This is a genomic window from Streptomyces pseudovenezuelae (genome assembly GCF_029892565.1).
In the GTDB taxonomy this organism is placed as follows: Bacteria; Actinomycetota; Actinomycetes; order Streptomycetales; family Streptomycetaceae; genus Streptomyces; species Streptomyces pseudovenezuelae_A.
This window is the reverse complement of record NZ_JARXVH010000004.1, coordinates 47,674-72,277: the sequence shown is the minus strand read 5'-3', so window position 1 is coordinate 72,277 and position 24,604 is coordinate 47,674. Positions and strand designations below refer to the sequence as shown.

The window sequence follows — 24,604 nt, the reverse complement described above, 5'->3', positions numbered from 1 at the left end:
AGATGTCCGTGGAAGACCCTGCCCGAACCTATGCGGAGCTGCACGAGACGTATGAAAGGTTCACTCGGGACGAGGACGTGTCCCTGTTGCTCGCACCGGAGACGACACGGCGGCTGCAGGAGCTCATGGAGTGGCTCGGCCGGTCGAAGGGGACTGACGACAGGCCCCTGATGATCCGCGTGGCCAGGCTCATGGCCTGGGTCCACCTGACCCGCTGGCGTGACGACCCCAAGCGCGCGGGTGCCTCGGGGGAGCTCGACCGGGCCCTCGCGATGACCTTCGCCCTGCCCTACGGCCAGGGTGCGCCGGAGCCGCTCCGGTCGCTCGTCGAGCGTGGGCACCAGGCACTCCAGGCCGAGTCGACGGACCCGATGCTGCTCCAGGACTTCGCCGGGGCGCTGGTGACCATGGCGGACCGCTACGGCTCCGCAGGCGCTCTCGAGCACGGCCTCCGCTACCAGACGCGAATCCTGGACCGGCTCTCCGAGGACGATCCGCAGTGGCCCGCTGTCGTCATGAACCACTGCGCCGCGGTTTTGGTGGAGTGGCGGCTGACCGGTGCCTCGGCGCACCTCGACCTCGCACTGGCCAGAGGCCGACGGGCACTTGGCCGACTGGAAGACGCGCCGAACATCGAACTCGCGCAGTTCTGCTTCCAGTTCAGCCGCCTCGTCCTGGCCCGCCATGCCGGGAGCCCCTCCCTCCGGGACGTGGACGAGGCGATCGAGCTGGCGGCGAGGGCGGTCGGGTTGGAAGGCGTGTCGGAGGCGCTCGGCAGGCAGTTCCTCGTCGGTCTCGGCGGTGCCTGGTACGTGCGTCATCTGACGAGTGGACGGGGTGACGACCTCGACAGGGCGATCGACACGCTGAGTGGCGTGGTGCCTGACCAAGACCCCTTGGGGGGCACGTTCCACGAACCGGCAGGTGTGCTGGCCTCCTGCTGGTTGTCTCGGGCCAGGCTCGCCGACGGCGAGGACGATCTGCGCCGCGCCCTGCGTCTGAGGCTGCTCCTCGCCACGGAGCGGGGCACGTCGGACGACCTCGTCGATCTGGCGGGCGTACAGGAGCAGCTCTACCAGCGCTCGGGGCAGGCCGGACTCCTGGACGAGGCCGTCGGCAATTACGCCAAGGCCACGGCGAACGATGCCGAGGACGTTACCGCGCTCATCGGCCTGGCGTGGGCGCTCAACGTGCGCTTCGAGAGCTTCGGCGACCAGGCCGACCGCGACGACGCGATCACGGCGGCTCGTCGCTCGGTCGACCTGACTCCACTCGACCACGGCTCTCTCGGGCGCAGACTGGCGATTCTCGCCGCAGCCCTGACATCCCGGACCAGGACGACGGGCAGTACACCGGATCTGGTCGAAGGCTTGTCCGTCATCGATCGGGCGCTGGCTCTGCCGGACGAGTCGGACGAGGACCGAGCGCAGCAGCTCTTCAACAAGTCGGCGCTGATCGCCGTGAGTTACGGCATGAGCGGTGATCCCGCGGCCAATGACCTCCACGTCGACCTGTGCCGCGAGGCCGTGGCCCTGCTCCCCGGCGGACATCCGAAGAAGGCGATGTATCACACGAACCTGGTCGCGGCGTACCTGGAACGTTATCGCCGTACCGAGGACCTCCGGGACCTGGACGATGCTCTCCGGGCCGGGGACGTCGGGCTCGCCGAGATCCCACTCGATCACCCGCGTCGCGCCCCGATCCTGTCCAACCAGGCCCTCGCGCTGTTCCAGAGCGTCGGGGAAGGCTTCGACGAAGGCAGACTTCGGAGTGCCGTCCAGCTGTTCACCGAGGCCCTGGCGCTGACCCCCTCCGGGCAACCGGTGGATGCCCTGATCCTCGTCAACCGGGGATCGGCCCTCTTCAGGTGTGGTGAACCCGCGGACGTCGAACTCGCCTTGCGGGACTGGCGCACCGCCGCCAGCAACGAATCGGCCTCGCCCGGAGTGCGGTTGGCGGCGGCGACCGGATGGGCCAGAAGGAGCGCCGAACTCGGCCGGTGGGACGAGGCCGTGGGTGCCTACACCCTCGCCGTCGAACTGGTGACGTCCGTCGCTGGCCTGCAACTGGAGCGTGAGGACAAGGAGACGCAGCTGACCGGTTGGGTCCCGGTCCCCGCGGAGGCCACGGCGGCCGCCCTGGAGGTGGACGACCCCGAAAAGGCGCTGGAACTCCTGGAGGCCGGCCGTTGCGTGCAGTGGAACCACCAACTGCGCAACGCCGCCGAACTCGCCCTGCTGACCGATGTCCGGCCCGATCTCGCTGCGGAGATCGAACGGTCGTCGACGGCCCTCGGGGTCGTTTGGTCCTCGGCTCCGGAACTGGCGTCCCTGGAGGGCGTACTCGCCGAGACCGGAACCTGAACTACCCCTCGGCCGGCCGCCGCTCCCGCCACTCACGGACGACGTCCTCGACGTCATAGGGCTTCATGCCCAGGGGAGGGCCGGGCGGCGGCTTGAACATCATCTCGCGGATCCTGGCGTTGACTTCGGTGATGATCTTGCGGGCGATCCGTTCCGAAGGGGCCGAGTACGCCGCCGTGAGCGCGTCCTCGGCCTCCTTGCGCAGGGCCAGGGTGGGTGGCAGGACCGAGTAGCCCTCGCGGGCCAACTTCTGTCTGATCCACCAGAGTTCGTCGTACGAGGTGTCCGCGCCGTTCGGCAGGGGCTTGCCGGCGCCCGGCAGCTTGGCGAAGTCGTCGCGTGCCTCCGCGTCGCGGATCTGCCTGTCCACCCAGGAATCGAACGGTACGCCGGGAGGCTTTCGCTCGGTCATGAGTCCATTGTGCCGGACGCGACATGGCCGGGCGATTTATCATGCGGCGGCTGCATAAGGACACTTCAGGAGGAGCGCCGCGTGCTCGAACTCACCATGGCCACCGTCTCCGGGACGGAAGAGGGGGCCACGGCCGGCATGCTCATGGCCGATGCGCCGAGCGAACCCGGTGCCGTGCTCCGGGTGGGGCGGGACAAGTCCGTGTGCCGGCTGGTGACGCCGGACGACTGGCTGTTCGTCTCACGGGTCCATCTGGAGTTCCTGTGCGGCCCCGAGGGCGTCTGGCAGGTCTCCTGGCTGCGCGGTTCGCAGCCCGACCCGTCGTCCGAAGTCCGCCTGATCGTGGGGGAGTACGCACAGCCCCTGGTCTACGGCGGCAGCGTGACGCTGCCCCGGGGCGGCAGCGGCGAGATCGTCGTCCAGGACCGCACCGCCCCGCGCAGCGTCAACGTCGGCTTCTATCACGAGGGTTGAGGCCCCCGAGGGCCTGAAGTCCACCGCCCGTGAAGCTCACGTGGGCGCCGAGCGCTACGCCAGCACCCGCGCCAGCGCGAAGCCGTCGTAGCCCTTGGCGCCCACCGTCTGGATCGCCGTGGCGCTCAACTTCGGGTGCGCGCCGATCAGTTCGATGGCGGCGCGGGTGCCCACCACGTCCGCCGCGGTGCTGTCGGTGTCGGTGACCCGGCCGTCCCGGACGACGTTGTCGACGACGATCAGGCTGCCGGGGCGGGTCAGCTTGAGCGCCCACTCGACGTAGTGCGGGTTGTTGCCCTTGTCGGCGTCGATGAAGACCAGGTCGAAGGGGGCCGGGTTCTCGTCGACCAGCTTGGGCAGCGACTCCAGGGCGGGGCCCACCCGCACCTCGACGAGGCCGTCGAGGCCGGCCCGCGCGATGTTGCGGGTCGCGACCTCGGCGTGCTTCGCGCTGAACTCCAGGGAGATCAGGCGGCCGTCGGCGGGCAGCGCGCGGGACAGCCAGATGGTGCTGTAGCCGCCCAGGGTGCCGATCTCCAGGATCCTGGTGGCGCCGTGGATCTGGGCGAGGAGTTGCAGGAGCTTGCCCTGGGGCGCGGTCACCGCGGCGTGCGGCAGCCCGGCGGCCTCGCTGTCGCGGGTGGCCGCCGTCAGGGCGTCGTCCTCCGGGGCGAGGTGGGTGGTGAAGTAGTCGTCGACGGCATCCCAGACCTGCGACTCGCTCATGAGTCCGCGCCTCCCGTATGACGTATGGCTAGTTAGAGTTTCTAACTAGGTGCGCTAACGAATATAGCCCTGTACGGGTTCCCCGTCAGTGCGTCGGCAGTGCGTCGTCAGCGCTTCATCACCGCGGTTCCACCGAGGGTGCCGAGCCCGGCAACGGTCGGCCCGCCGACTCGGTCATCCGCCAGACGGCGAAGCCGCCGATCACGGCCGCCGCCATCATGTAGTAGGCGGGCATCATCAGGTCGCCGGTCGCGCCTACCAGGGCCGTGACCACCAGCGGGGTCGTGCCGCCGAACAGCGACACCGACACGTTGAAGCCGATGGAGAGGGAGCCGTAGCGGACCCTCGTCGGGAACAGAGCCGGCAGCGCGGACGGCATCGCCGCCGTGAAGCAGACCAGGAGCAGGCCCAGGGCGGCCATGCCCAGCGCGACCGCCACCAGGCTGCCCTGGCGGATCAGGAGCAGGGCCGGGACCGACAGGAGCAGGAAGCCCGCGCAGCCCGCCGCGATCACCGGGCGGCGGCCGATGCGGTCCGTCAGGGCGCCGGCGAAGGGCTGGACGATCATCATCAGCGCCATCACGCCCAGGACCACGAGCAGGCCGTGCGTCTCGTCGTACTTGAGCTCGCTGGTGAGGTAGCTCGGCATGTACGACAGCAGCATGTAGTCGGTGACGTTGAAGACCAGGACCAGGCCCATGCACAGCAGCAGCGCCTTCCACTGGCCCGTCACCATCTCGCGCAGCGGCACCTTCGGGCGGTTCGCCTCGGCCTTCTCGACCTCGGCGGCGAAGGCCGGGGTCTCCTCCAGGCGCAGTCGCAGATACAGGCCGATGATCCCCATCGGGCCCGCGATCAGGAACGGGATCCGCCAGCCCCAGGACGTCAGGTCGTCCGTGGACAGCAGGGCCGTCATCACCGTCACCAGGCCCGCGCCGCCGATGTAACCGGCCAGTGTGCCGAACTCAAGCCAGCTCCCCAGGAACCCGCGCCGCCGGTCCGGCGCGTACTCGGCGATGAAGGTGGACGCGCCCGCGTACTCACCGCCCGTCGAGAAGCCCTGGACAAGCCGCGCGGCCAGGAGCAGCAGCGGGGCGCCGACGCCGATCGACCCGTACGACGGAATCAGGCCGATCGCGAACGTGCCCGCGGCCATCATGATCATCGTCAGCGCGAGGACCTTCTGGCGGCCGATCCGGTCGCCGAGCGGGCCGAAGACCATGCCGCCGAGCGGGCGGACCAGGAAGGCCGCGGCGAAGGCGCCGAAGGTGGACAGCAGCTGGGCGGTGGGGTTGCCGGACGGGAAGAAGACCTTGCCCAGCGTCACCGCGATGTAGCTGTAGACGCCGAAGTCGAACCACTCCATCGCGTTGCCCAGCGCGGCGGCCTTCACGGCCCGCCGGACCAGCGCGGGATCGGTGACGGTGACGTCCGACGCGCGGGTGGCGGTCGGGGAGTGGGCGGGGGACGGGGACGGGGGAACGGAGTTTGTTTCCAGGAGGGACATATCAAATCGACGATAGGGGCACTTCGGGCACCTACCTGGCGTGTGCACGGGGTCGCGCAGGGTACTCAAACGCGGTGTACGCAGGCCCGTCCGGGCGTTCCGGAGCGGTTCCCGGTGGCTTCCGCTGTGATCCATCTCGCGTCTCGCCCAGGCAACCCAACCTCCGGCGCACTATCGTCGTCCAGACAAAAGGAGAACGGACGACAGGTGAAGCCGGGGTAGCCTGCGTCTCTCTGTGGGGGTACACAGAAAACGGGGCGGGAGGCCTACGAGGCGTGGCGAACGTGGAGCACAGCGGGCGACCGGCGGATGCCTTCCGGGCGACGACCGCCGGAGCCGTCAGAGGGCGACTGCGGGCGGCACGCCTGGGTCTGTGGCTGGTCGCCGCGGTCCTGGCGGTCCGCCAGGTGGTCGTCGTCCTGAGCACTCCCGAGGGCGATCGGCTGACGGATCTGGAGACCTGGGTCGGTCCCAACGGTGTCCTGCACGTGAACGGGTCGCTGTACGACTCGACGCGCTTCACCGGTACCCCCTTCGGTGGACTCGTCCTCAAGCCCCTGACCAAGGCCGCCGAACAGGCCCTCGGCTGGGGCTGGACCTTCGGCACCCTGCTCCTGGTGGTCGCCCTCGGCCTGATCGCCGCCCGCGCCCTGCCCAAGCCCGTCACCCGCCGCAGCTCGCTGCTGGCCGCGCCCGTCGCGATCAGCCTGCTCATGCTGTCGCTGCCGGTGCGCAACACGCTCTGGCTCGGCCAGACCAGCATCATCCCGGTCCTGCTCGTGCTGCTCGGCTGCTTCGCCGTACGCGGCGAGCGGACCGGCGGCCTGCTGATCGGCATCGCCGCCGCCCTCCAGCCGACCGTGCTGCTCTTCGCGCCGCTCCTGTGGTTCACCGGCCGCCGCCGCGCCGCCGTCTCCGCGGGGGTCACCTTCGTCGCGTGTACGGCGATCGCCTGGGCCGCGATGGCGCACGACTCGTACACCTACTGGGTGCACCACATGGCGGGCACCGGCCTCGGCGGGCCCGCCGACGACCTCGCCAACCAGTCCCTGCACGGCGCCCTGCTGCGCCTGGGCCTGTCCGGGCCGCTGGAGATCGCGCTCTTCCTGACGCTCGGCGCCGCCGTCGCCGTCCTCGGGGTGCGCCGCGCCGTGCACTACGCGCGCGACGGACAGCTGCTCCTCGCGGTCGCCGTCACCGGCTGCGCGGCCATCGCCGTGTCCCCGACCACCTGGCAGCACCAGCTGCTGTGGGTGCTGCTCGCGGTCGTCGGGCGGGTCGGCAAGCGCGCCTCCGACCGGTACGTGTGGCCGGTCGCCGTCGTCCTGGTGATGACGCTGCCGGCCAAGATGATGCTGCCGAACATGTCGGCGATGTACGCCCTGCGTGACAACGTCGTCCTGCTCGCCGCCCTCGCCGCGGCCACCGTCATCCCGTTCCTGTCCCGCACCTCGCCGTACTACCGCTCACCGATCCCGACCGAGTACGCCGCCCCCGTGCCGGCCCGCCTCAAGCACGTACCGCTGCTGCCGTTCCTGCGCCGGGTCCTCACCCGCCCGAACCTCCTGCTGGAACTGCTCCTCATCCGCGTCACCTACGCCGCCTACCAGAAGGTCCGCCTCGCGGCGACCGGCGGCTCCAACTCGGCGGGCCGGGTGCGGGCGGAGGAGCACGGGCACCAGATCCTCGACATCGAGCGCTTCCTGCACATCGACATCGAGCACTGGGTCAACCACGCGGTGGTGAAGGTCGACTTCCTGCGGAACTTCTTCGACTTCTACTACGAGTCCTTCCACTTCGTCGTCCCGCTGAGCGTCATGGCCGTCCTGTATGTGCGCCGCCCGGTCGACTACCGCTGGGCCCGTACGTCCCTGGGCTTCGCGACCCTGCTCGCCCTGGTCGGCTTCTGGCTCTACCCGCTGGCCCCGCCGCGGCTGCTGCCCGGCCTCGGCGTCATCGACACCGTGCACGGCGTCCAGGACTTCTCCAAGCCGGACTACGGCACGCTGACGGCCCTCACCAACCAGTACGCGGCGATGCCGTCCCTGCACTTCGGCTGGGCGCTGTGGTGCGGTGTCGTCATCGCGATCATCGCGCCGAAGTGGTGGATGAAGGCGCTGGGCCTGCTGCACCCGTTCTTCACCGTCTCGGCGATCGTCGCGACCGGCAACCACTGGGTGCTGGACGCGGTCGGCGGCGCGGCGGTCGTCGGCGCCGGGTTCGGGCTGTCGTACCTGCTCCAGGGACCGCGGGCCGAATTCACGCGGAAGGCGGCCGAGAAGGCCGACGAGCGGCGAGAGCCCGCGAAGGAGCCGGCTCCGAGCACGTGAGATCCGGGGTACGTGGGACCCGAGCACGCGAGACGGGCCGACGGCGCCGGGAAGGCCGCCGGCCCGAGTGTGTCGGGCCAGGTCAGACGGTGCGGACCTGGAGGTGCTTCACGCCGTTGATCCACGCGGAGCGCAGCCGGCTGGGGTCGCCCGCCAGGGTGAGGTCCGGGAGGGCGTCGGCGATCGCGTTGAAGATGAGGTCGATCTCCAGGATGGCCAGCGACTTGCCGAGGCAGTAGTGCGGGCCTCCGCCGCCGAAGCCGAGGTGGGGGTTGGGGTCGCGGGTGATGTCGAAGGAGTCGGGGTCGGTGAAGACCTCGGGGTCGTGGTTGGCCGAGGCGTAGAAGACGCCGACCCGGTCGCCCTTCTTGATCAGTTTGCCGCCGAGTTCGGTGTCCTGGGTCGCGGTGCGCTGGAAGGCGTTGACCGGGGTGGCCCAGCGGACGATCTCCTCGGCCGCCGTCGCCGGGCGGTCCCGCTTGTAGCGCTCCCACTCCTCGGGATGGGTGAGGAAGGCGTGCATCCCGTGGGTGATCGCGTTGCGGGTCGTCTCGTTGCCGGCCACCGCCAGCATCAGGACGAAGAAGCCGAACTCGTCGGAGTTCAGGTTCCCTTCGTCCTCCGCGGCCACCAGCGTGGTGACGATGTCCTTGGCCGGGCACTGCTTGCGGTCGGCGGCCATGTTCATCGCGTAGGCGATGAGTTCGGTGGCCGACTCGGCGCCGACCTCCTCGGTGATCGCGTACTCGGGATCGTCGTACGAGATCATCTTGTTGGACCAGTCGAAGATCTTGGTGCGGTCGTCCTGCGGGATGCCGATGAGTTCGGCGATGGCCTGGAGGGGCAGTTCGCAGGCGACCTCGGTGACGAAGTCGAAGGGGCCGGGGTGGGTGCGGGCGTTCTGTGCGATCGAGTGGGCGCGGTCGCGCAGGCGGTCCTCCAGGGCGCGGATGGCCCGCGGGGTGAAGATGCGCTGCACGATCTGGCGGACCCGGGTGTGTTCCGGCGGGTCCATGTTGAGCAGGATCAGGCGCTGGGCGTCGATCGCGTCGCGCTCCATGTGCTCGTGGAAGCGGATGATCGCCGTGTTGGTGGTCGAGGAGAACAACTCCGGGTGCGTGGACACGTACTTGACGTCGGCGTGCCGGGTCACGGCCCAGTAGCCCTCGTCCTGGAAGCCGGCGATGTTGGCCCGCTGGGGGATCCAGCAGACCGGTTCGACCCGGCGCAGTTCGGCGAACTCCGGTAGGGGAACGCGGTGGTGCAGCACGTCGGGGTCGGTGAGGTCGAACCCGTCGGGGAGAGCTGGACAGGGCATGGGTGTCTCCAGCTGAGTTCTGACGGTCCATCAGGAATTGCCGTGAAGGTAGTAACGGGTTCTACAAGAGGCAAGGGGTATGGCAGCCCTAATTACCTGCACGCCCCTTGCGGTTGGGGACGGACTGTCAGCAGACTGCACAAAGAACTAGAACACGTACTAGTTCTGCGTGGCGGGTGGGCCGGGACGCCCGCGCCGCGCGGGTACCGGATGGAGAGGATCCACCCCCATGGCCGCGGAACCCGTGATCGTCGAAGCCGTACGCACTCCCATCGGCAAGCGCGGCGGCGCGCTAGCCAATCTGCACCCCGCCTACCTTCTTGGCGAGACCTACCGCGAACTCCTGGGCCGCACCGGCATTCCCGCCGACGCGGTCGAGCAGATCGTCGGCGGCACCGTCACCCACGCCGGCGAACAGTCCATGAACCCCGCGCGCACGGCCTGGCTGACCGTGGGCCTGCCGTACGAGACGGCGGCGACGACCGTCGACTGTCAGTGCGGCTCCTCGCAGCAGGCCTCGCACATGACCGCCAACATGATCGCGGCCGGCGTCATCGACGTCGGCATCAGCTGCGGTATCGAGGCGATGTCCCGTGTCCCGCTGGGCTCGGGCTCCAAGCACGGCCCGGGCAAGCCGTTCCCCGACGAGTGGAACGTCGACCTGCCCAACCAGTTCGAGGCCGCCGAACGCATCGCCCGCCACCGTGGGTTGACCAGGGAGAACGTCGACTCGCTCGGCCTCATCTCGCAGGAGCGGGCGGCCAACGCCTGGTCCGAGGAACGCTTCAAGCGCGAGACGTTCGCCGTCCAGGTGCCGACCACGGAGGAGGAGCAGCAGGCCGGTCAGGGCATGTGGCGGCTCGTCGACAAGGACGAGGGGCTGCGCGACACGTCCATGGAGGCGCTGGCCCGCCTCAAGCCGGTGATGCCGACGGCGATCCACACGGCGGGCAACTCGTCGCAGATCTCCGACGGAGCGGCGGCCATCATGTGGGCGTCGAAACGGATGGCTCGCGCCCTGAAGCTGAAGCCCCGGGCGCGGATCGTCGCACAGGCTCTGGTGGGTGCCGACCCGCACTTCCACCTCGACGGGCCGATCGATGCCACGCGGGCCGTGCTCGGCAAGGCGGGCATGACGCTGAAGGACATCGACGTCGTCGAGATCAACGAGGCGTTCGCGTCAGTGGTGTTGAGCTGGGCACAGGTCTTCGAGCAGGACCTGGAGAAGGTCAACGTGAACGGCGGTGCGATCGCGCTCGGGCACCCGGTGGGAGCGACGGGTGCCCGGCTCATCACGACGGCCCTGCATGAACTGGAGCGCGCGGACAAGGAGTTCGCGCTGGTGACGATGTGCGCGGGTGGCGGTTTGGCCACCGGCACGATCATTCAGCGGCTGTAGACGTCCAGTTCAGGAACGTGGTGAATGCGGCGGGGTCGATCTTGACGGTTGGCCCCGCCGGGTTCTTGGAGTCGCGGACGGCAACGGTTTCGCCGGGCGATTCGGCGACCTCGACGCAGGAGCCGCCCTGGTCACCGCTGTAGCTGGACTTACGCCACTGAGTCGCGTTGTTCCCCATAGCGTTCCTCAATCACTCGCCGGATCAGCTCCGCCGAGTCCTTCAAAGACAGCGCGGCGGCCCGGAGATGATCGTAACGGAGTGAGCAGTCCTTGACGGTGTCTGGGTTTGCGGTCGGATGGCCGCTGCCGTAGCCCTCCGTATAGACGATGGTCGGGTCGCTCGCGAAGCGGAAGATGTCGAACGAGCCTTGTAGTCCCGCGTGTACCCCGGCTGAGAACGGCAGGATCTGGATGTTGATCCTGGAGTTGTGCTCGAAGGACAACAGGTGCGCCAGTTGAACTCGCATGACCTCCGGACCGCCGATTTCCTGGTGCAGTGCGGCCTCGCTGAGCACCAGCCAGTAGACCGGCGGAGTCTCCTTCTCGAAGATGCTCTGCCGAGCCAACCGGACGGCTGTGCGGTCGTCGAGGTTCGTGCTGTCGAGCACTCCGAGCACGGCACGCGCGTAGGACTTCGTCTGCAGAAGACCGTGGATCAGGTGCGTGTGGAAGCTGCAGATCTCAGTGGCCCGCACCTCCAGCTCCGCCACTTGCTGAAACCAGGCCGGGAGTTGACTTCGCAGTACCAGCTCCACGAGCCGGGAAAGCGCCCCGCCCGTCCCCAACGCCGCGTCCACCCGCTCGCTGAACTCCCGCGTCGGCAACTTCCTCGCCGTTTCGATCTGGCCGACCAGTGACCCGGTGTAGTTGACGATGTCGCCGAGCTGCCGTTGGGTGAGGCCCGCCGCCTCGCGGTAACGGCGCAGTTCGAAGCCGTAGTAGTCGAGTGGCGAGGCGCCGGGGTCGAGGACGTTGATGTTGGTCACGCAGGGCCCCCTCAGGCAACTCGGCCCACAATCGGACCGGTTGTGTCCATTCGGTAGCCCAGGGTAGTCAGTCGGCGTCACTCTCGTCCTGTGAACGGATACCTTCCCCCCACGTACCGTATGCGCCTGACCGTAGGCGAGCACTCGGTACGTCACATTCGCCGTATCGTGCGCTCCCTGCTCGACGAGTGGGAGCTGCTGGAGCTGTGTGACGCCGCGGAGTTGGGCGTCAGCGAGCTGATCACCAACGTCGTCCGCCATGTCCCGGACCGCCGTTGCACCGTACTGATGCTGCGGGTGGCGGCCGGGATGAGAGTGGAGGTGTCCGATGGGGTGCCCGAACTGCCGGTGATGGCAGCCGAGTTGTCCATGGACGCGGAGGGCGCTCGTGGGCTCGTACTGCTCGATGCCGTGGCCGACAAGTGGGGTGCGGAGCGGGTGAGCGAGGGCGGGAAAAGAGTGTGGTTCGAGTGCTGGAAACGGTGACGGGCCAGGTTATCGGCCGATGAGGATGGCCAGCAGGTCGGCCAGCGCGAGCGCGCCCTCGGGGTCGTCGGCGTGACGTTGGATGCGGCGGACGGGGCCGACCTGTTCGAGGGTGACGCCGGCGCGGGCCAGCACGTACGTGAGGGTCAGGAAGGCCGAACGGGCGTTGCCGTCGTCGAAGGGGTGGAAGAAGCAGACGTCGAGGTAGGCACGGGCCGCGCGGGCGGTGAGGGGGAGGGGAGAGGCCTCGGCACCAACTCCCGCACCAACTCCCGCACCGGCTTCCGCCTCGGCCAGGCAGGCGTCCAGCAGGGGCGGGAGGTCCGTGCCGATCCCGTACCGCTCGCGGCCCGCCTTCGCGTAGGCCGGGTGTCGGCGGAACGGGGCCTCGGGGACGTCCAGGACGCGCCGCTGCCAGGCGCTGAGCGTGGCGAACGTCAGCGGCGTACCGGATTCCGCGTCGGCGCGGGCCAGGGTGAGCGCGGTCAGCAGGGAGTCCGCGCGGTGCGGGGAACGGGCGTGGTCATGGGTGCGGATGTCGTGGACGGCGCCGTCGCGGGCGGGGCGGCGGGTGGGGAGGGCGACCGGTCGGGCCTGGTGCCAGGGCACCTGGGTGCGGAGGGTGAGCCAGGTGCGGAGGTGGTCCGGGGTGGTGGGGCCGACGGTCATTCGTCGAGGTGGGACTGGATGCGGGCGGACGTGTAGGTGTACGTGCCGCTGGGGTCGGCCGGTTCTTCGGCGCCCAGCGCGGTGGCGAGCTGTTCCGATACGTCGTCCAGCAGCTTCCCCTCCGGCCTGGTCCAGCTCTCGAACCGGCCGCCGATCGCCTCCTCGACCAGCGCGCGGGCGGTCGTCGGGTCCGTGTCCCAGCGAGTGAGGTACCAGGTCAGGACCTGTCGGCAGTGGGCGTACCAGGCGTCTCCCGAGCCGGTGCGGTCCAGGACCTGGAGGATCAGGTGGTGGGTGGCGGGCGCGGGCAGCATGTCCAGGGGATAGCGGTCGAACCACCTCGCCAGGTACTCCAGCCACTCCCGCCACTCGCACAGCGCGGCGGCGACCCGCTCCAGGGTCTCCTCGGGCGTGGTGATCGAGTGCAGGGTGCAGCACCAGGCGCCTACGGGTCCGCCGCCCAGGTCCCCCTCGTCGTGCGCCCACCGCCAGCCCGTGCTCCACCTGCCGTACCGCTCGACCAGAGCCTCGGTCATGTCGTCGGCCCAGCTCCAGCCCTCGTTGTGGGACCAGTGGCAGAGCCTGCGGTACTGCTCGGCGGCCTCGACGGGTTCGGACGTACGTTTCTGGGTCGGCCGTACCGGGACCCGGCTCGCCGGGTCCAGCGCGCGCACGATGTCCGGCGCGTCGGCGTGGTCGAAGGCGTGCGTGCGGGGGTCGACGTCGGTCCAGGCGAGGTCGTGGGGGCGGAGCTCCAGGGTCACCGCACAGACGTTCCATGAAGGGCGCCCCCGCGCTCAACCCAATTAGTCCCGTCCCGACGCCACGAGCGCCAGTACCCCGGTCACCCCGGCGGCGATCAGGAGGGGGATGCCGAGGCCGTGGTGGATCACCAGCCAGCCGCCGAGGAAGGCGCCGAGCGACAACGAGATCACGGAGGCCGTACGGCGCTGGGCATGGGTGCCGGGGCCGCCGCCCACGCGGGACTCGGCGGCGAGACCGGTCAGGGTGGTCGTGAGGACGACCGTGGTCGTCAGGCCGGGAACGCCGAGTTTCTGGACGGTCGCGGTGCGCAGGCCCATCGCGAAGGCGGTGAGGCCGATCGCGGTGTAGCGGGTCCCGCCGGCGTGCGGCGCGGCGAAGACTACGGCCGCCGCGGCGCCGACGAACAGTGCCTCGGCGGCCAGCGTGAGCCGTGCCCACCGCCGCCGCGACCCGCCACCCAACCGCCCCTCGACCCGCCCTCCGACGACCGCGCCGGCCAGAAAGCACCCCAACGAGGTCGCCGTGTGCGGCACCGAGAACCCGGGCGCCCCGGCCGCCGCGAAGCCCAGCACCACCACGTTGCCGGTCATGTTGGCGGTGAAGAGATGCCCGAGCCCCAGATAACTCACCGCGTCGATCACGCCACTGACGACGGTGAGCCCCAGCAACACGAGCACGAGCCGCAGGCCGCGGGCTTCGGGGTCGGGCCCCTTGGCCGTCTCCGGTGACTCGGGCGTCTCCGGTGTGTCAGGCGTCTCAGGCGTCTCGGGACTGGCGCTCATCGACCCAGACAACCACGAAGTGCCCCCCTGGTCGGTCCGACCTGGAGGGCACTTTTACTTGGGCGGCTGTGCGCGAAGCCACTGGGGGACGGCTCAGTACCAGCCGTTCGCCTGCCAGAAGGCCCACGCGCCGCTCGGGCTGCCGTAGCGGGAGTTCATGTAGTCGAGGCCCCACTTGATCTGGGTCGCGGCGTTGGTCTTCCAGTCCGATCCCGCCGAGGACATCTTGGAGCCGGGGAGGGCCTGGACCAGGCCGTAGGCGCCGGAGGAGGAGTTGCTGGCGTCGACGTCCCAGCCGCTCTCGTGCTCGACGATGTTGCTGAAGGCGTTGTACTGCGCGGAGCTCGGGATCAGCTTGTGCGCGATCGCCTTGGCCTCGGTGGCCGAGTCGGCGGTCGCGGCGTGGGCGGGAGCCGCGGTCAGCACCATGCCGGCGGTGGCGGCGGCCACGGCGGCGGAGGCGAGGGCCTTCTTCGGGGACGCGATGCTGCGGGCGATGCGGGAGACGATCACGAGGAACCTTTTCTTCGGGGACGGGACGGTCGCGCACACCTTCGGCATGCGTCGGCGCCGAGGCCCTGAGGGGCACGTCGGCGCCGTGCGACGTTGTCCAGAGAAACAGGCTTGGAGGGCGTCCGCAATGACCCCTTTTACTAGTTGTGGTCGAATCGGGTGGATTGGGGGGTCGTGTGACCTGGCTCTCAAAGTGCAGGTCAGGGCGGGTTATGGCATGCGCATGGCGTCCGATATGCCCTACGAGGTGAGATAGTTGGTGATGTGGGTCATGTGGGGTGGTTCACCGCTCAACCGACCTCGAATGTGACCGCGGTCTCGAACGCGGCCCGCCGGGTGGCTCTGCGTAGCGCCTTGAGCACGGCCGGGCCGACGGTGAGGGTGAGGACGACGGTGACGACCGCCCGGCCCAGGTCCCAGCCCAGCGAAGTCGCCACGCAGTACGCGACGAAACGGGCCAGGTTGGCCGGGACCGCGGCCTGCGGATCGAAGCCGATGCCCGAGGCGAGCGCGCTCATGAAGGGCCACCCGGCGAGATTCATGATCGTGCCGTAGGCGAACGCGGCCAGGAAGCCGTAGCAGGCCAGCAGCGCCAGCTCGCTACGGCCCCGCAGCCGGTCCTGGCCCGGCAGCAGCCCCGCGCCCATCGTGAACCACCCCATCGCCAGCATCTGGAACGGCAGCCACGGCCCCACCCCGCCCGTCAGCAGCGCCGACGCGAACATGGTGACCGAGCCGAGGGTGAACCCGAAGCCGGGCCCCAGTACCCGCCCGCTCAACACCATCAGAAAGAACATCGGCTCAAGGCCGGCGGTCCCGGCCCCGATCGGTCGCAGCGCGGCCCCGGTCGCCGCCAGCACGCCCAGCATGGCGACCGCCTTCGGGCCCAGCCCGGACTCCGAGATCGTCGCCGCCACGACCCCGACCAACAGCACCAACAAACCGGCGAACAACCAGGGCGCATCCTGCGCATGCGCCCCGACCTGAGACCCGGGCGGCGCGAGAAAGGGCCAACCGAACCCGACGACTCCGACGGCACTGACGAGGACGAGGGCGGCGACGGAACGGGGGCCGAGGCGGACGGCCCGGGCCTGGCGGGTCGTCGTGGTGCCGGGTGGTGGCGGGGTCGCCTTCCTGGTCCATCGGCCGGTCATCCGAGCGCCTCCCGCACCTGCGTGACCGTGAGCCACTGCTGCGGGGCCAGGATCTTCGTCACCTGCGGGGCGAAGGACGGCGAGGACACGACCACCTCGGTCGTCGGACCGTCGGCGATCACCTCGCCCTCGGCCAACAGGACCACCCGGTGGGCGAGTTCGGCCGCCAGTTCCACGTCGTGCGTCGCGAGGACGATCGCGTGGCCCTCGGCGGCGAGCGACCGCAACAGCCGTACCAACCGCGCCTTCGCCGCGTAGTCCAGACCCCGCGTCGGCTCGTCGAGCAGGAGCAGGGGCGGGCGTGCGGTCAGTATGACGGCCAGCGCGAGCGTGAGTCGCTGGCCCTCGGAGAGGTCGCGGGGGTGGGTGTCGTCGGCGACACCGGGGAGCAGGTCCGAGAGGAGGGCCCGACAGGTGCCGGGCTCGGCGTCCGCGTCCCGGTCGGCCGCCGCGCACTCGCCGGCGACCGTGTCGGCGTAGAGCAGATCGCGCGGCTCCTGAGGCACGAGACCGACCTTGCGTACGAGGTCCTTGGGCCGCGTGCGGTGCGGGGTGAGGCCACCGACGCGGACCGTCCCGCCGCTCGGTTCGACCAGCCCGACGAGTGCGCCGAGCAGCGTGGACTTGCCGGCTCCGTTGCGGCCCATCAGAGCGACGGTCTCGCCGGGGGTGACGGTGAGGTCGACGTGGCGGAGAGCTTGGACGCGGGCGCGACGGACGGCGAGGGCTCGAACTTCCGCGATGGGAGCTGGAGTTGAGGGAGAGGGAGCTGACGAAGAGGGGGTGGGCCGTGTGCCGGACGGCACCTCGCGCACCGCCCCCGCCAACCGCTCCCGCAGATCCCCCGCCCGCCGCCTCGCATCCCTGACCGACAGCGGCAGCGGAGACCAACCGGCCAGTCGCCCCAGGCCGACCACCGGCGGATACACCGGCGATACGGCCATCATCTCGGCCGGTGTGCCGAGCAGAAGGGCGGCGCCGGGGGCGGGTAGGACGGCGACCTGGTCGGCGTACTGGACGACCCGTTCGAGTCGGTGTTCCGCCAGCAGGACCGTCGTACCGAGGTCGTGGACGAGACGTTGGAGTACCGCGAGGACCTCTTCCGCGGCGGCCGGGTCGAGGGCGGAGGTCGGTTCGTCGAGGACCAGGACCCGGGGGTGCGGGGTGAGCACCGAGCCGATGGCGACGCGCTGTTGCTGCCCGCCGGAGAGCGTGGCGATCGGGCGGTCGCGCAGATCGGCGAGGCCGAGCAGGTCGAGGGTCTCCTCGACGCGGCGGCGCATCACATCCGGCGCCAGCCCCAACGACTCCATCCCGTAGGCGAGTTCGTCCTCGACGGTGTCCGTCACGAAGTGCGAGAGCGGGTCCTGGCCCACCGTGCCCACGACGTCGGCGAGTTCACGCGGCTTGTGCGTACGGGTGTCCCGCCCTGCGACGGTGACGCGACCGCGCAGGGTGCCGCCGGTGAAGTGCGGGACGAGACCGCTGACGGAGTTGAGGATCGTCGACTTGCCGGTGCCCGACGGGCCGACGAGCAGGACGAGTTCGCCCTCGGGGACCTCGAAGTCCACGCCCCGGACGGCGGGTTCGGCGGCTCCGTCGTAGGTCACGGAGACATCCTCGAAGCGGATCACGACGGCTCCTTGGGGGCGGAAGTAGGGGCGGGGGCGGGGGCGGACGAGGGTGCGACGAACGCGGGCAGCAGGCCGAGCAGTACGGCCGCCGCGGGCCACAGCGGAAGGGCGGGCGCGACCAGCGGGACGACACCGGGGTGCAGCGCGTCCGGATCGGCGCTCGCCGCGAGGGCGAGCAGCGCGGCCACGGCCGCCCCGGAACCGGCGACCAGCCAGGCTCGCACCCCCCAACTGTCGGGGCGATAACGGGTACGGATGCTGCGCCGACCCCCCAGCCGCAGCCCACCGAGCGCCGCTGCGAGCCCCACGAGCAGCAACGGCAGCCCGTACGTGCCCCCTTCGGCGGTGAGCAGCCCGTACGTCCCCGCACAGACGCCGAGCAGCCCGCCGAGGGTGAGGGCGGCGGTCGTACGCCGGACCGGGGCGGGCACGTCGGCGGTGCGGCCGTACCCGCGGGCGTCCATCGCGGCGGCGAGGGAGACGGAACGCTCCAACGCGCCCTCCAGCACCGGGAGTCCGACCTGGAGGAGGCCGCGGACGCCCTTGTCGGGACGGCCCCGCAGCCGGCGCGCGGCGCGCAGGCGTTGGACGTCGGCGATGAGGTTCGGCGCGAAGGTGAGCGCGACGACGACCGCCACGCCGATCTCGTACAGGGCGCCCGGCAGGGACTTGAGCAGCCGGGCCGGGTTGGCGAGCGCGTTCGCCGTGCCCACGCAGATCAGCAGAGTGGCCAGCTTCAGACCGTCGTAGAGCGCGAAGACGAGCGCCTCCGCGGTCACCTCGCCGCCGAGCCGGATGCCCTGCGCCCAGTGCGGGAGCGGGACTTCGGGGAGCGTGACGAGCACGTGCGTGCCGGGGATGGGGGAGCCGAGGGCGACCGCGAAGAACAGCCGGATGAGCAGCACGGCGAGCGCGAGCTTGACGAAGGCCGAGTAGGAGTGCGCCCAGGGGGTGTCGGGGCGACAGGTGGCCACGACGTACGCGGAGACCGCGATGAGCAGGGCGAGGAGGAGGGGGTTGGTGGTGCGGGTGGCGGCGGTACCGAGGGCGAGGGCCCACAACCACCAGGCGCCGGGGTGGAGTTGGGAGCCGCGGCCGTCAGCCATGCCTGCGTCGCCGTGCCTGCCACACCGCTGCCGCACCCAGCAGGGCGACGGCCCCGGCACCGGCCCACAGCCCGACCGAGGGTCCGCCGCCGTCGCCTTTCGGCGCCTCGGTGTTCGTCGCCGGCTTCTTCCCGGCAGACACCTGCTCCCCGCACCCCGTCCGCGGATACCCCGCGATCGCGCACAGCAGCGCGCCGGTGTCGTACCGCAGGGGCTTCGCGACGGAGGCGAGCGCCTGCGCCGTCGTCGCGTCGGACGCCACCCGCGCACAGGCCGTACGACGGGCCGGCGGTGTCTCGCCCGACGGGGCGTCCGCCGCCGTACCGAAGTCGATGACGAGGGCGACGCGCTTCTCGCCGTCCTTGGCCGGCGTCCGCGCGCAGATGACGGAGAAGACCGCCGCCCCGCGCGGCCGTGCCGAGTCCGACGAGTCCTCGCTGACGGAGAAACGGAAGCCCTGGACGTCACCGTCGGAGGGGCGGGCGGTGGAGGGGCCCTGGGTGGCGTAGGTCCAGGTGTCGCCGGTGCGGTCCCAGAAGGACCAGTAGCGGTAACCGGCGGCCTGGGCCGGGACGGCCTGGCCGACGGCGGCGGCCAGGGTGAGGAGGAGGGCGGCGAGGCGTAGGGCGTGGTGGGCGCGGGGGCGGGTCACGGCTGCTGCCGCCGTCGGCCGCGGAACATCAGCGCGGCGCCGACGAGGGCACCGAGCAGGAGCCCGCCGCCGACCGCCCACACGGCCTTCGGGGTGCCGTCGTCGTCCCCGTCCGCCGACTTGGTGCCGGGGCTCGCGGTGGCGGTGGCGGTGCCCTGCGCGTCGGGCACCTTCTTCGGCGTCGGGCCGGTCGCGTCGAGCAGGTCGACCAGGTTCTGCCCGCCGAAGTCCCGGGGATCGGAACCCGCGTCGGTGGCGGCGAGGATCAACTGCGCGAACGCCGCCGGTCCTGCCTGCGCCGCCCACTTCGCGGAGTTCGCCTCCAGCCAGCGCACGGCGGCCCCGGCCTGGTCGGTGAGGCCGGCCGAGGTGAGGGCGACGACCGCGTCGGCGGTGTTGCCGTAGTCGGGCTGGTCCTCGGCGCCGGGGAGGGCGGAGGTGAGGTGACCGTCCTTGGCGAGGGCCTTGGCGAGATAACCGGCGCCGTTCAAGGCGGCCTGCTCGGGGTCGGAGGTCTTCGTGCACGGCGACGGGGTCGCGGTGTGGGCGGTGCCCTTGGCGCCTTCGGTGCCGGAACCGGTTATGGGCTTGCCGAGCGCGCCCAGGACCGCCGCCGCGGTCGCGTCCGCGTTGGCGGTGAGCGCGCCCTTCTTGTCCGGCTGGTAGGCGAAGGCCCCGGCGTCGGCCCCGGTGCAGGGCAGCGCGAGCGCGAGCAGGGCGTCGAAGGGGGACTTGCCGGAGCTGCCGGAGGTGCCGCCCTTGCGGATGTCCTGCGGCTTCTGCCCGGCCTGGGCGAACGCGCCGATGACGACGGACGTCGAGTTCGCGTCGCTGGGCCCGCCCGCCGCGTACCCCCAGCCGCCGTCCTTGTTCTGCACGGACTTCAGCCAGTCCAGCGCCTTGCCGGTCGCGGAGTCATGACCGTCCAGCGCCGCAAGGGCCTGTACGGCGACGGCGGTGCTGTTGGTGTCGGCGGCACAGAGCTTCCCGGCGTCCGCACGGAAGGCGCCGAAGGCACCGTTCCCGCACTGCTGCCCGGCCAGCCACGTCACCGCCTTGTCGGCCGGGACCACGCCCACGGCGTCCTGCGCGATCAGGGCGAGCGACTGACGCCAGACGCCGTCGTAGGTCGGGTCGGCGGTGCCGTAGAGCCCGGCGGGGATCGCCACGGACGGCGAGGGCGAGGGCGTCGCGGCGAAGGCGGGTGTTGCGGAGCCGATGACTGCTGTGGCGGCGGCCAGGGCCGCGACGTTGCGGCGGACGACGTTCATGATCGGCGGATGCCTCTCCTGCGGGAGCCGGGCAGGCGCACGGGAACCCCGGGCGGCTCGGCTCCGTATGCCTCGACGGTGCCGTGCGCCGACGGGCTGCCGACACACCTGAGCCGGTCACGATCCGCGCGGGGCGATCCGGCTCACCGGCCCTCGCGGACCGGCTCACGGTTGCGGGTCAGCGCCGGAATTGCACCGGCTTTCCCCCGTACGGGCATGATGGCGACCGGCCCACTGTACCCGCCCGTAACCGGCCCCCTGAGAACGCCCTGTGAGCCCGCGCGACGGCCGACCGGCCGTACGTATGTCACGGTCGCGGCATCCGTCTCCTCCGCCTCCTCCGCTCAGACGGCCACGTACGTCACCGGCTCCGTCCCCGGCACCGCCTCCGCGCGCCCCAGCTTCACCAGTCGCCGCAGATGCGCCTCTGCCTCCGAGACCGCGATGTTCCGTGATCCGTACGGGATTTGGGCCCAGGGCCGGTTCCACTCCATGCGCTCGGCGACCTGCCAGGGGGTGAGCGGCTCGACGAGGAGGGCGCGCAGACCGGTGAGCCGTTCCTCGTGGTGGTCGAGCAACTCCCTTACGCGGCCCGGTCCGTCGGTGAACACGTACTGATGGGCGGGGAGCACCTCGGCGGGGGCGAGCCGGCCGATGCGTTCGAGGGAGTCGAGGTAGTCGCCGAGCGGATCGGTGATCGTGCCGTCGTCGGGATCCTCGTAGAGACCGATGTGCGGGGTGATCTCCGGGAGCAGGTGATCACCGGAGAACAGGCGCCCGTTGCCCGGGAGTTGGGAGGGGTGCTGCTCTTCCAGATGGAGGCAGACATGACCCGGCGTGTGCCCCGGCGTCCAGATCGCGCGCAGCCGCCGACCGGGCAGGTCCAGAAGTTCACCGGGGACGATCTCGCGGTCCGGCAGCGCGGGGGAGAAGCCCGGCAGGGTGCTGCGCGGAGCGGCGTCACGCAGCGGCGCCACATGCTCCTCGGGCGCGCCGACGGTGATCAGCTTGGCGGTCATGTACGAGAACCACCGCCCCGGCCGCGTCTCCCGCGTCCGCCGCACGATCGCCGTGTCCGCCGCGTGCATCGCGATCCAACTCCCGGACGCCTCCCGCACCTTGCCCGACAGCCCGTGATGATCGGGATGGTGATGGGTCACGACCACGCCATGAATCTCGTCGACCGAGGTACCGCATCCGGCCAGCCCCTCGGCGAGCGTGTCCCAGGAGGCGGGGTCGTCCCAGCCGGTGTCGATCAGCACGGGCCCGCGGTCGGTGTCGACGACGTAGACGAGGGTGTGGCCGAGGGGGTTGTCCGGAATGAAGACCTTGATCGACCGTACGCCGCCGCCGTGATCGGCCGTCTCCGCCATGGGTTCCCCTATCGCCGCGTCCCGGCCACTATAACTAGAACGCGTTTCGATGGGAGCCCGAGTCATCCGTCCGTCCCGTTCCGTGGACTCCTCCGAGTGGAACTGGTATCAGTTCCACTGAGTGCGTATCTGATGGATCGTCAGAGACTCAGAGGCGAGGATCCGGAGAGGCAGTCGGCCATGACCGAGCTCGTGGAACACGGACAGCTGTTCATCGGCGGGGAGTTGACCGATCCCCTCGGCAAGAACGTCATCGAGGTGATCTCGCCGCACACCGAGGAGGTCATCGGTCGGGTGCCGCATGCCTCGACGGCGGACGTGGACCGGGCGGTCGCCGTGGCCCGGACGGCGTTCGACCAGGGGCCGTGGCCGCGGATGACACTGGACGAGCGGATCGAGGTGGTCGGCCGGATCAAGGACGGGATCGCCGTACGGCACGAGGAGATCGCCCGCGTGATCTCGTCCGAGAACGGGTCGCCGTACTCCTGGAGCGTCCTCGCGCAGGCGCTCGGCGCGATGATGGTGTGGGACTCGGCGATCAAGGTCGCGCGGGACTTCACCTACGAGGAGACGCGTGACGGCGTCCTCGGCAAGATCCTGGTCCGCCGGGAGCCGGTCGGGGTGGTCGCGGCCGTGGTCCCCTGGAACGTCCCGCAGTTCGTGGCCGCCGCCAAGCTCGCGCCCGCGCTGCTGACCGGCTGCACGGTCATTCTCAAGCCGTCGCCCGAATCGCCCCTGGACGCCTATCTGTTGGGCGAGATAGCCAAGGAGGCCGGGCTGCCGGAGGGCGTGCTGTCGATCCTGCCCGCCGATCGCGAGGTGAGTGAGTACCTGGTCGGGCACCCCGGGATCGACAAGGTCTCCTTCACCGGGTCGGTGCCGGCGGGCAAGCGCGTGATGGAGGTCGCCGCGCGCAATCTCACGCGCGTGACACTGGAGTTGGGCGGCAAGTCGGCGGCGGTCGTCCTGCCCGACGCCGACATCACGACGTCCGTCCCCGGCATCGTCTCGGCGGCCTGGATGAACAACGGCCAGGCCTGCGTGGCCCAGACCCGCATCCTCGTACCGCGCTCGCGCTACGACGAGTTCGCGGACGCCTTCGCCGCGGCGGCGAGCGCGCTGGTGGTCGGCGACCCGCTGGACCCGGCGACCCAGGTCGGCCCGCTGGTCGCCAAACGCCAGCAGCAGCGCAACCTCGACTACATCCGCATCGGCCAGGAAGAGGGCGCCAAAATCCTTACGGGCGGTGGCCGTCCACCCGGCCTCGACCGTGGCTGGTACGTCGAGCCGACCCTCTTCGGCGACGTCGACAACTCCATGCGGATCGCCCGCGAGGAGATCTTCGGCCCCGTCATCTGCCTGCTCCCGTACGGCGACGAGACCGAGGCCGTGAAGATCGCGAACGACTCGGACTACGGGCTGTCCGGCAGCGTGTGGACCGCCGATGTCGCCCACGGCATCGACATCGCCCGCCAGGTCCGTACCGGCACCTACTCCGTCAACACCTTCAGCCTCGACATGCTCGGCCCCTTCGGCGGCTACAAGTCCTCCGGTCTGGGGCGGGAGTTCGGGCCCGAGGGCTACGGCGAGTTCCTCGAACACAAGATGATCCACCTGCCGGCCGGCTGGGAGGCGTGAGCGGTATGGGCGACCGCTGGGAGGTAGAGGTCGACCGCTCCATCTGCATCGGCTCGGCCCAGTGCGTCAACCGCGCCACCGGCGCCTTCCACCTCGACTCCGCCATGCAGTCCCACCCCGTCGAACCGGAGACCGACGCGAACGAACGCATCCTGGAGGCGGCGGAGAGCTGTCCGGTGGAGGCGATCGTGATCACGTTGCTGGGGAGCGGGGAGCCGGTGTTTCCACCGGAGGAGTAGGAGTAGGAGTCGGAGCAAGAGTCGGGCCGCGCGGAGCGGGGAGGTCCGAGGGGCGGAGGAGTCCGAAGGCGGTGGTGGGGAGGGCGGCGAGGAGGTCTCGTGCCCTCCGCGCCCGATCCGGGAAACCGGCTAGCAGGTCGTCCAGAAAACGGGAGCGGTCGTCCGGTCCAGATCCTGCGGGGACCGGCAACTCGTCGCTCGTGTGGGTCAGTTCGAGGCGGCCGTCGGCCAGGAGGTGTACGGCCTGTTCGACGCGCATGTCCAGGTAGGCTCCCGCGTCGAGTTCCAGCGCGGGCGGTACGTACTCGGCAGCGGCAGCGGCAGCGGCAGGAGGAGCGGGCGCCGGCGGCCCCTGCCTCCGCCCCGACTCCCGCGCCGCCTCCAGGGTCCGCACCAACTCCTCGTACCGCCCCCGCCACCACTCCACGTCCAGCCGCATGCCCACGGGCGGACGACCCCCACGAGTGCCTGGCCCGCGCCGTTCGGCGCACAGACGCAGGATCTCCCGTACCGCGTCGAAGTCCGGTTCGGTGCGCCGGCGCCCGTTCAGCAGGTCCGAGGTCCAGCTCGGGGTCCTGCCGGAGTTCCGCGGCGATCGTCGCCTGCCGCACGCGCGCACGAGGCGGCGGAGTTCGGCACAGAAGTCCGCGAGGGGTCCGTCGGCGTCCGCCGGTGCTGCGGCCAACTCCCCGTCCCTTCGGTCCGATTCGCCGGAACACTCCGAAGGGTGGGGCCCGACCTGCGTCTTACGCCCGGAGTTCGGGGCTGTTCGGGATCCGGCCCTGACGGCTCCCGGCCGGGAGAACC

The 24,604-nt window shown here is 70.7% G+C and carries 24 protein-coding genes; 7 read left to right on the top strand and 17 right to left on the bottom strand.

Annotated features, from left to right (window positions below; translation table 11 throughout):
- Positions 1 to 2: 2 nt before the first annotated feature.
- Positions 3 to 2,363 (top strand): hypothetical protein, encoded by a 2,361-nt coding sequence (locus M2283_RS13135; RefSeq protein ID WP_280876351.1) that lies wholly within the window; start codon positions 3 to 5, stop codon positions 2,361 to 2,363.
- A 1-nt stretch (position 2,364) separates the two neighbouring features.
- Here M2283_RS13135 and M2283_RS13130 read toward each other — a convergent pair whose 3' ends face one another.
- Complete coding sequence (locus M2283_RS13130; protein WP_280876350.1) at positions 2,365 to 2,775, bottom strand: DUF1992 domain-containing protein; 411 nt, start codon at positions 2,773 to 2,775, stop codon at positions 2,365 to 2,367.
- 81 nt (positions 2,776 to 2,856) lie between these two features.
- Here M2283_RS13130 and M2283_RS13125 point away from each other — a divergent pair, with 81 nt between their 5' ends.
- Positions 2,857 to 3,249 carry a hypothetical protein gene (locus tag M2283_RS13125; protein ID WP_123999553.1) on the top strand — a complete coding sequence of 131 codons (393 nt, stop codon included), beginning with the start codon at positions 2,857 to 2,859 and terminating at the stop codon, positions 3,247 to 3,249.
- 54 nt (positions 3,250 to 3,303) lie between these two features.
- On the opposite strand, the gene M2283_RS13120 is transcribed toward M2283_RS13125, so the two are convergent.
- The gene (locus M2283_RS13120) at positions 3,304 to 3,975 is read right to left on the bottom strand and encodes an O-methyltransferase (RefSeq protein ID WP_280876349.1); all 672 of its coding nucleotides are present in this window, start codon (positions 3,973 to 3,975) and stop codon (positions 3,304 to 3,306) included.
- A gap of 118 nt (positions 3,976 to 4,093) precedes the next feature.
- The gene (gene proP, locus M2283_RS13115) at positions 4,094 to 5,473 is read right to left on the bottom strand and encodes a glycine betaine/L-proline transporter ProP (protein WP_432423083.1); all 1,380 of its coding nucleotides are present in this window, start codon (positions 5,471 to 5,473) and stop codon (positions 4,094 to 4,096) included.
- A gap of 284 nt (positions 5,474 to 5,757) precedes the next feature.
- Between proP and M2283_RS13110 the strand changes: the two genes are divergently transcribed.
- The gene (locus M2283_RS13110) at positions 5,758 to 7,812 is read left to right on the top strand and encodes a bifunctional glycosyltransferase 87/phosphatase PAP2 family protein (RefSeq protein ID WP_280876347.1); all 2,055 of its coding nucleotides are present in this window, start codon (positions 5,758 to 5,760) and stop codon (positions 7,810 to 7,812) included.
- Between the two features lie 82 nt (positions 7,813 to 7,894).
- On the opposite strand, the gene M2283_RS13105 is transcribed toward M2283_RS13110, so the two are convergent.
- Positions 7,895 to 9,130 carry a cytochrome P450 gene (locus M2283_RS13105; protein WP_280876346.1) on the bottom strand — a complete coding sequence of 412 codons (1,236 nt, stop codon included), beginning with the start codon at positions 9,128 to 9,130 and terminating at the stop codon, positions 7,895 to 7,897.
- Between the two features lie 229 nt (positions 9,131 to 9,359).
- Between M2283_RS13105 and M2283_RS13100 the strand changes: the two genes are divergently transcribed.
- Entirely contained in the window at positions 9,360 to 10,529 is a 1,170-nt protein-coding gene (locus M2283_RS13100; protein ID WP_280876345.1) for a steroid 3-ketoacyl-CoA thiolase, read from the top strand.
- Here the strand turns inward: M2283_RS13100 and M2283_RS13095 are convergent.
- Entirely contained in the window at positions 10,513 to 10,707 is a 195-nt protein-coding gene (locus M2283_RS13095; protein ID WP_280876344.1) for a DUF397 domain-containing protein, read from the bottom strand. The two genes, M2283_RS13100 and M2283_RS13095, sit on opposite strands and share 17 nt — an antisense overlap.
- Positions 10,679 to 11,515 (bottom strand): helix-turn-helix domain-containing protein, encoded by an 837-nt coding sequence (locus tag M2283_RS13090; RefSeq protein ID WP_280876343.1) that lies wholly within the window; start codon positions 11,513 to 11,515, stop codon positions 10,679 to 10,681. The genes M2283_RS13095 and M2283_RS13090 overlap by 29 nt, the downstream gene beginning before the upstream one ends.
- 120 nt (positions 11,516 to 11,635) lie before the next feature.
- Between M2283_RS13090 and M2283_RS13085 the strand changes: the two genes are divergently transcribed.
- Positions 11,636 to 12,001: an ATP-binding protein gene (locus tag M2283_RS13085; RefSeq protein WP_280876342.1), complete on the top strand. Its 366-nt coding sequence runs from the start codon at positions 11,636 to 11,638 to the stop codon at positions 11,999 to 12,001.
- Between the two features lie 9 nt (positions 12,002 to 12,010).
- Here the strand turns inward: M2283_RS13085 and M2283_RS13080 are convergent, their stop codons facing one another.
- The 10 genes from M2283_RS13080 to M2283_RS13035 form a co-directional block, all read right to left on the bottom strand.
- On the bottom strand, positions 12,011 to 12,670 hold the full coding sequence (locus M2283_RS13080) for a Fic family protein (RefSeq protein ID WP_280876341.1): 660 nt from the start codon (positions 12,668 to 12,670) through the stop codon (positions 12,011 to 12,013).
- The gene (locus M2283_RS13075; protein ID WP_280876340.1) at positions 12,667 to 13,434 is read right to left on the bottom strand and encodes a hypothetical protein; all 768 of its coding nucleotides are present in this window, start codon (positions 13,432 to 13,434) and stop codon (positions 12,667 to 12,669) included. The genes M2283_RS13080 and M2283_RS13075 overlap by 4 nt, the downstream gene beginning before the upstream one ends.
- Before the next feature lie 42 nt (positions 13,435 to 13,476).
- Positions 13,477 to 14,217 (bottom strand): YoaK family protein, encoded by a 741-nt coding sequence (locus M2283_RS13070; RefSeq protein ID WP_280876339.1) that lies wholly within the window; start codon positions 14,215 to 14,217, stop codon positions 13,477 to 13,479.
- Positions 14,218 to 14,310: 93 nt separating this feature from the next.
- Positions 14,311 to 14,730, bottom strand: coding sequence for a transglycosylase SLT domain-containing protein (locus M2283_RS13065; RefSeq protein ID WP_280876338.1), 420 nt, complete (start codon positions 14,728 to 14,730; stop codon positions 14,311 to 14,313).
- Positions 14,731 to 15,020: 290 nt separating this feature from the next.
- Positions 15,021 to 15,884 (bottom strand): ECF transporter S component, encoded by an 864-nt coding sequence (locus M2283_RS13060; RefSeq protein ID WP_280876337.1) that lies wholly within the window; start codon positions 15,882 to 15,884, stop codon positions 15,021 to 15,023.
- Positions 15,881 to 17,518 carry an ABC transporter ATP-binding protein gene (locus M2283_RS13055; protein WP_280876336.1) on the bottom strand — a complete coding sequence of 546 codons (1,638 nt, stop codon included), beginning with the start codon at positions 17,516 to 17,518 and terminating at the stop codon, positions 15,881 to 15,883. Before M2283_RS13055 ends, M2283_RS13060 begins: the two co-directional genes overlap by 4 nt.
- Positions 17,515 to 18,624 carry an energy-coupling factor transporter transmembrane component T gene (locus M2283_RS13050; RefSeq protein ID WP_280876335.1) on the bottom strand — a complete coding sequence of 370 codons (1,110 nt, stop codon included), beginning with the start codon at positions 18,622 to 18,624 and terminating at the stop codon, positions 17,515 to 17,517. Before M2283_RS13050 ends, M2283_RS13055 begins: the two co-directional genes overlap by 4 nt.
- On the bottom strand, positions 18,617 to 19,276 hold the full coding sequence (locus M2283_RS13045) for an SCO2322 family protein (RefSeq protein WP_280876334.1): 660 nt from the start codon (positions 19,274 to 19,276) through the stop codon (positions 18,617 to 18,619). The genes M2283_RS13050 and M2283_RS13045 overlap by 8 nt, the downstream gene beginning before the upstream one ends.
- Positions 19,273 to 20,547: a prenyltransferase/squalene oxidase repeat-containing protein gene (locus tag M2283_RS13040; RefSeq protein WP_280876333.1), complete on the bottom strand. Its 1,275-nt coding sequence runs from the start codon at positions 20,545 to 20,547 to the stop codon at positions 19,273 to 19,275. The genes M2283_RS13045 and M2283_RS13040 overlap by 4 nt, the downstream gene beginning before the upstream one ends.
- Positions 20,548 to 20,891: 344 nt before the next feature.
- Positions 20,892 to 21,920, bottom strand: a complete 1,029-nt coding sequence (locus tag M2283_RS13035; protein WP_280876332.1) for an MBL fold metallo-hydrolase — start codon at positions 21,918 to 21,920, stop codon at positions 20,892 to 20,894.
- A 180-nt stretch (positions 21,921 to 22,100) separates the two neighbouring features.
- On the opposite strand from M2283_RS13035, the gene M2283_RS13030 reads away from it, so the two are divergent.
- A complete protein-coding gene (locus tag M2283_RS13030) occupies positions 22,101 to 23,558 on the top strand; it encodes an aldehyde dehydrogenase (RefSeq protein WP_280876331.1) in 1,458 nt (485 codons plus the stop codon).
- A gap of 5 nt (positions 23,559 to 23,563) precedes the next feature.
- Positions 23,564 to 23,797, top strand: a complete 234-nt coding sequence (locus M2283_RS13025; protein WP_280876330.1) for a ferredoxin — start codon at positions 23,564 to 23,566, stop codon at positions 23,795 to 23,797.
- On the opposite strand, the gene M2283_RS13020 is transcribed toward M2283_RS13025, so the two are convergent.
- The gene (locus M2283_RS13020) at positions 23,751 to 24,482 is read right to left on the bottom strand and encodes a hypothetical protein (RefSeq protein ID WP_280876329.1); all 732 of its coding nucleotides are present in this window, start codon (positions 24,480 to 24,482) and stop codon (positions 23,751 to 23,753) included. The two genes, M2283_RS13025 and M2283_RS13020, sit on opposite strands and share 47 nt — an antisense overlap.
- Between the last annotated feature and the right edge of the window lie 122 nt (positions 24,483 to 24,604).

Coding starts and splice junctions, on each gene's coding strand:
- M2283_RS13135 (WP_280876351.1), top strand. CDS start 3: ATGTCCGTGGAAGACCCTGCCCGAACCTATGCGGAGCTGCACGAGACG.
- M2283_RS13130 (WP_280876350.1), bottom strand. CDS start 2,775: ATGACCGAGCGAAAGCCTCCCGGCGTACCGTTCGATTCCTGGGTGGAC.
- M2283_RS13120 (WP_280876349.1), bottom strand. CDS start 3,975: ATGAGCGAGTCGCAGGTCTGGGATGCCGTCGACGACTACTTCACCACC.
- M2283_RS13105 (WP_280876346.1), bottom strand. CDS start 9,130: ATGCCCTGTCCAGCTCTCCCCGACGGGTTCGACCTCACCGACCCCGAC.
- M2283_RS13100 (WP_280876345.1), top strand. CDS start 9,360: ATGGCCGCGGAACCCGTGATCGTCGAAGCCGTACGCACTCCCATCGGC.
- M2283_RS13095 (WP_280876344.1), bottom strand. CDS start 10,707: ATGGGGAACAACGCGACTCAGTGGCGTAAGTCCAGCTACAGCGGTGAC.
- M2283_RS13085 (WP_280876342.1), top strand. CDS start 11,636: ATGCGCCTGACCGTAGGCGAGCACTCGGTACGTCACATTCGCCGTATC.
- M2283_RS13080 (WP_280876341.1), bottom strand. CDS start 12,670: ATGACCGTCGGCCCCACCACCCCGGACCACCTCCGCACCTGGCTCACC.
- M2283_RS13070 (WP_280876339.1), bottom strand. CDS start 14,217: ATGAGCGCCAGTCCCGAGACGCCTGAGACGCCTGACACACCGGAGACG.
- M2283_RS13060 (WP_280876337.1), bottom strand. CDS start 15,884: ATGACCGGCCGATGGACCAGGAAGGCGACCCCGCCACCACCCGGCACC.
- M2283_RS13050 (WP_280876335.1), bottom strand. CDS start 18,624: ATGGCTGACGGCCGCGGCTCCCAACTCCACCCCGGCGCCTGGTGGTTG.
- M2283_RS13040 (WP_280876333.1), bottom strand. CDS start 20,547: ATGAACGTCGTCCGCCGCAACGTCGCGGCCCTGGCCGCCGCCACAGCA.
- M2283_RS13035 (WP_280876332.1), bottom strand. CDS start 21,920: ATGGCGGAGACGGCCGATCACGGCGGCGGCGTACGGTCGATCAAGGTC.
- M2283_RS13030 (WP_280876331.1), top strand. CDS start 22,101: ATGACCGAGCTCGTGGAACACGGACAGCTGTTCATCGGCGGGGAGTTG.
- M2283_RS13025 (WP_280876330.1), top strand. CDS start 23,564: ATGGGCGACCGCTGGGAGGTAGAGGTCGACCGCTCCATCTGCATCGGC.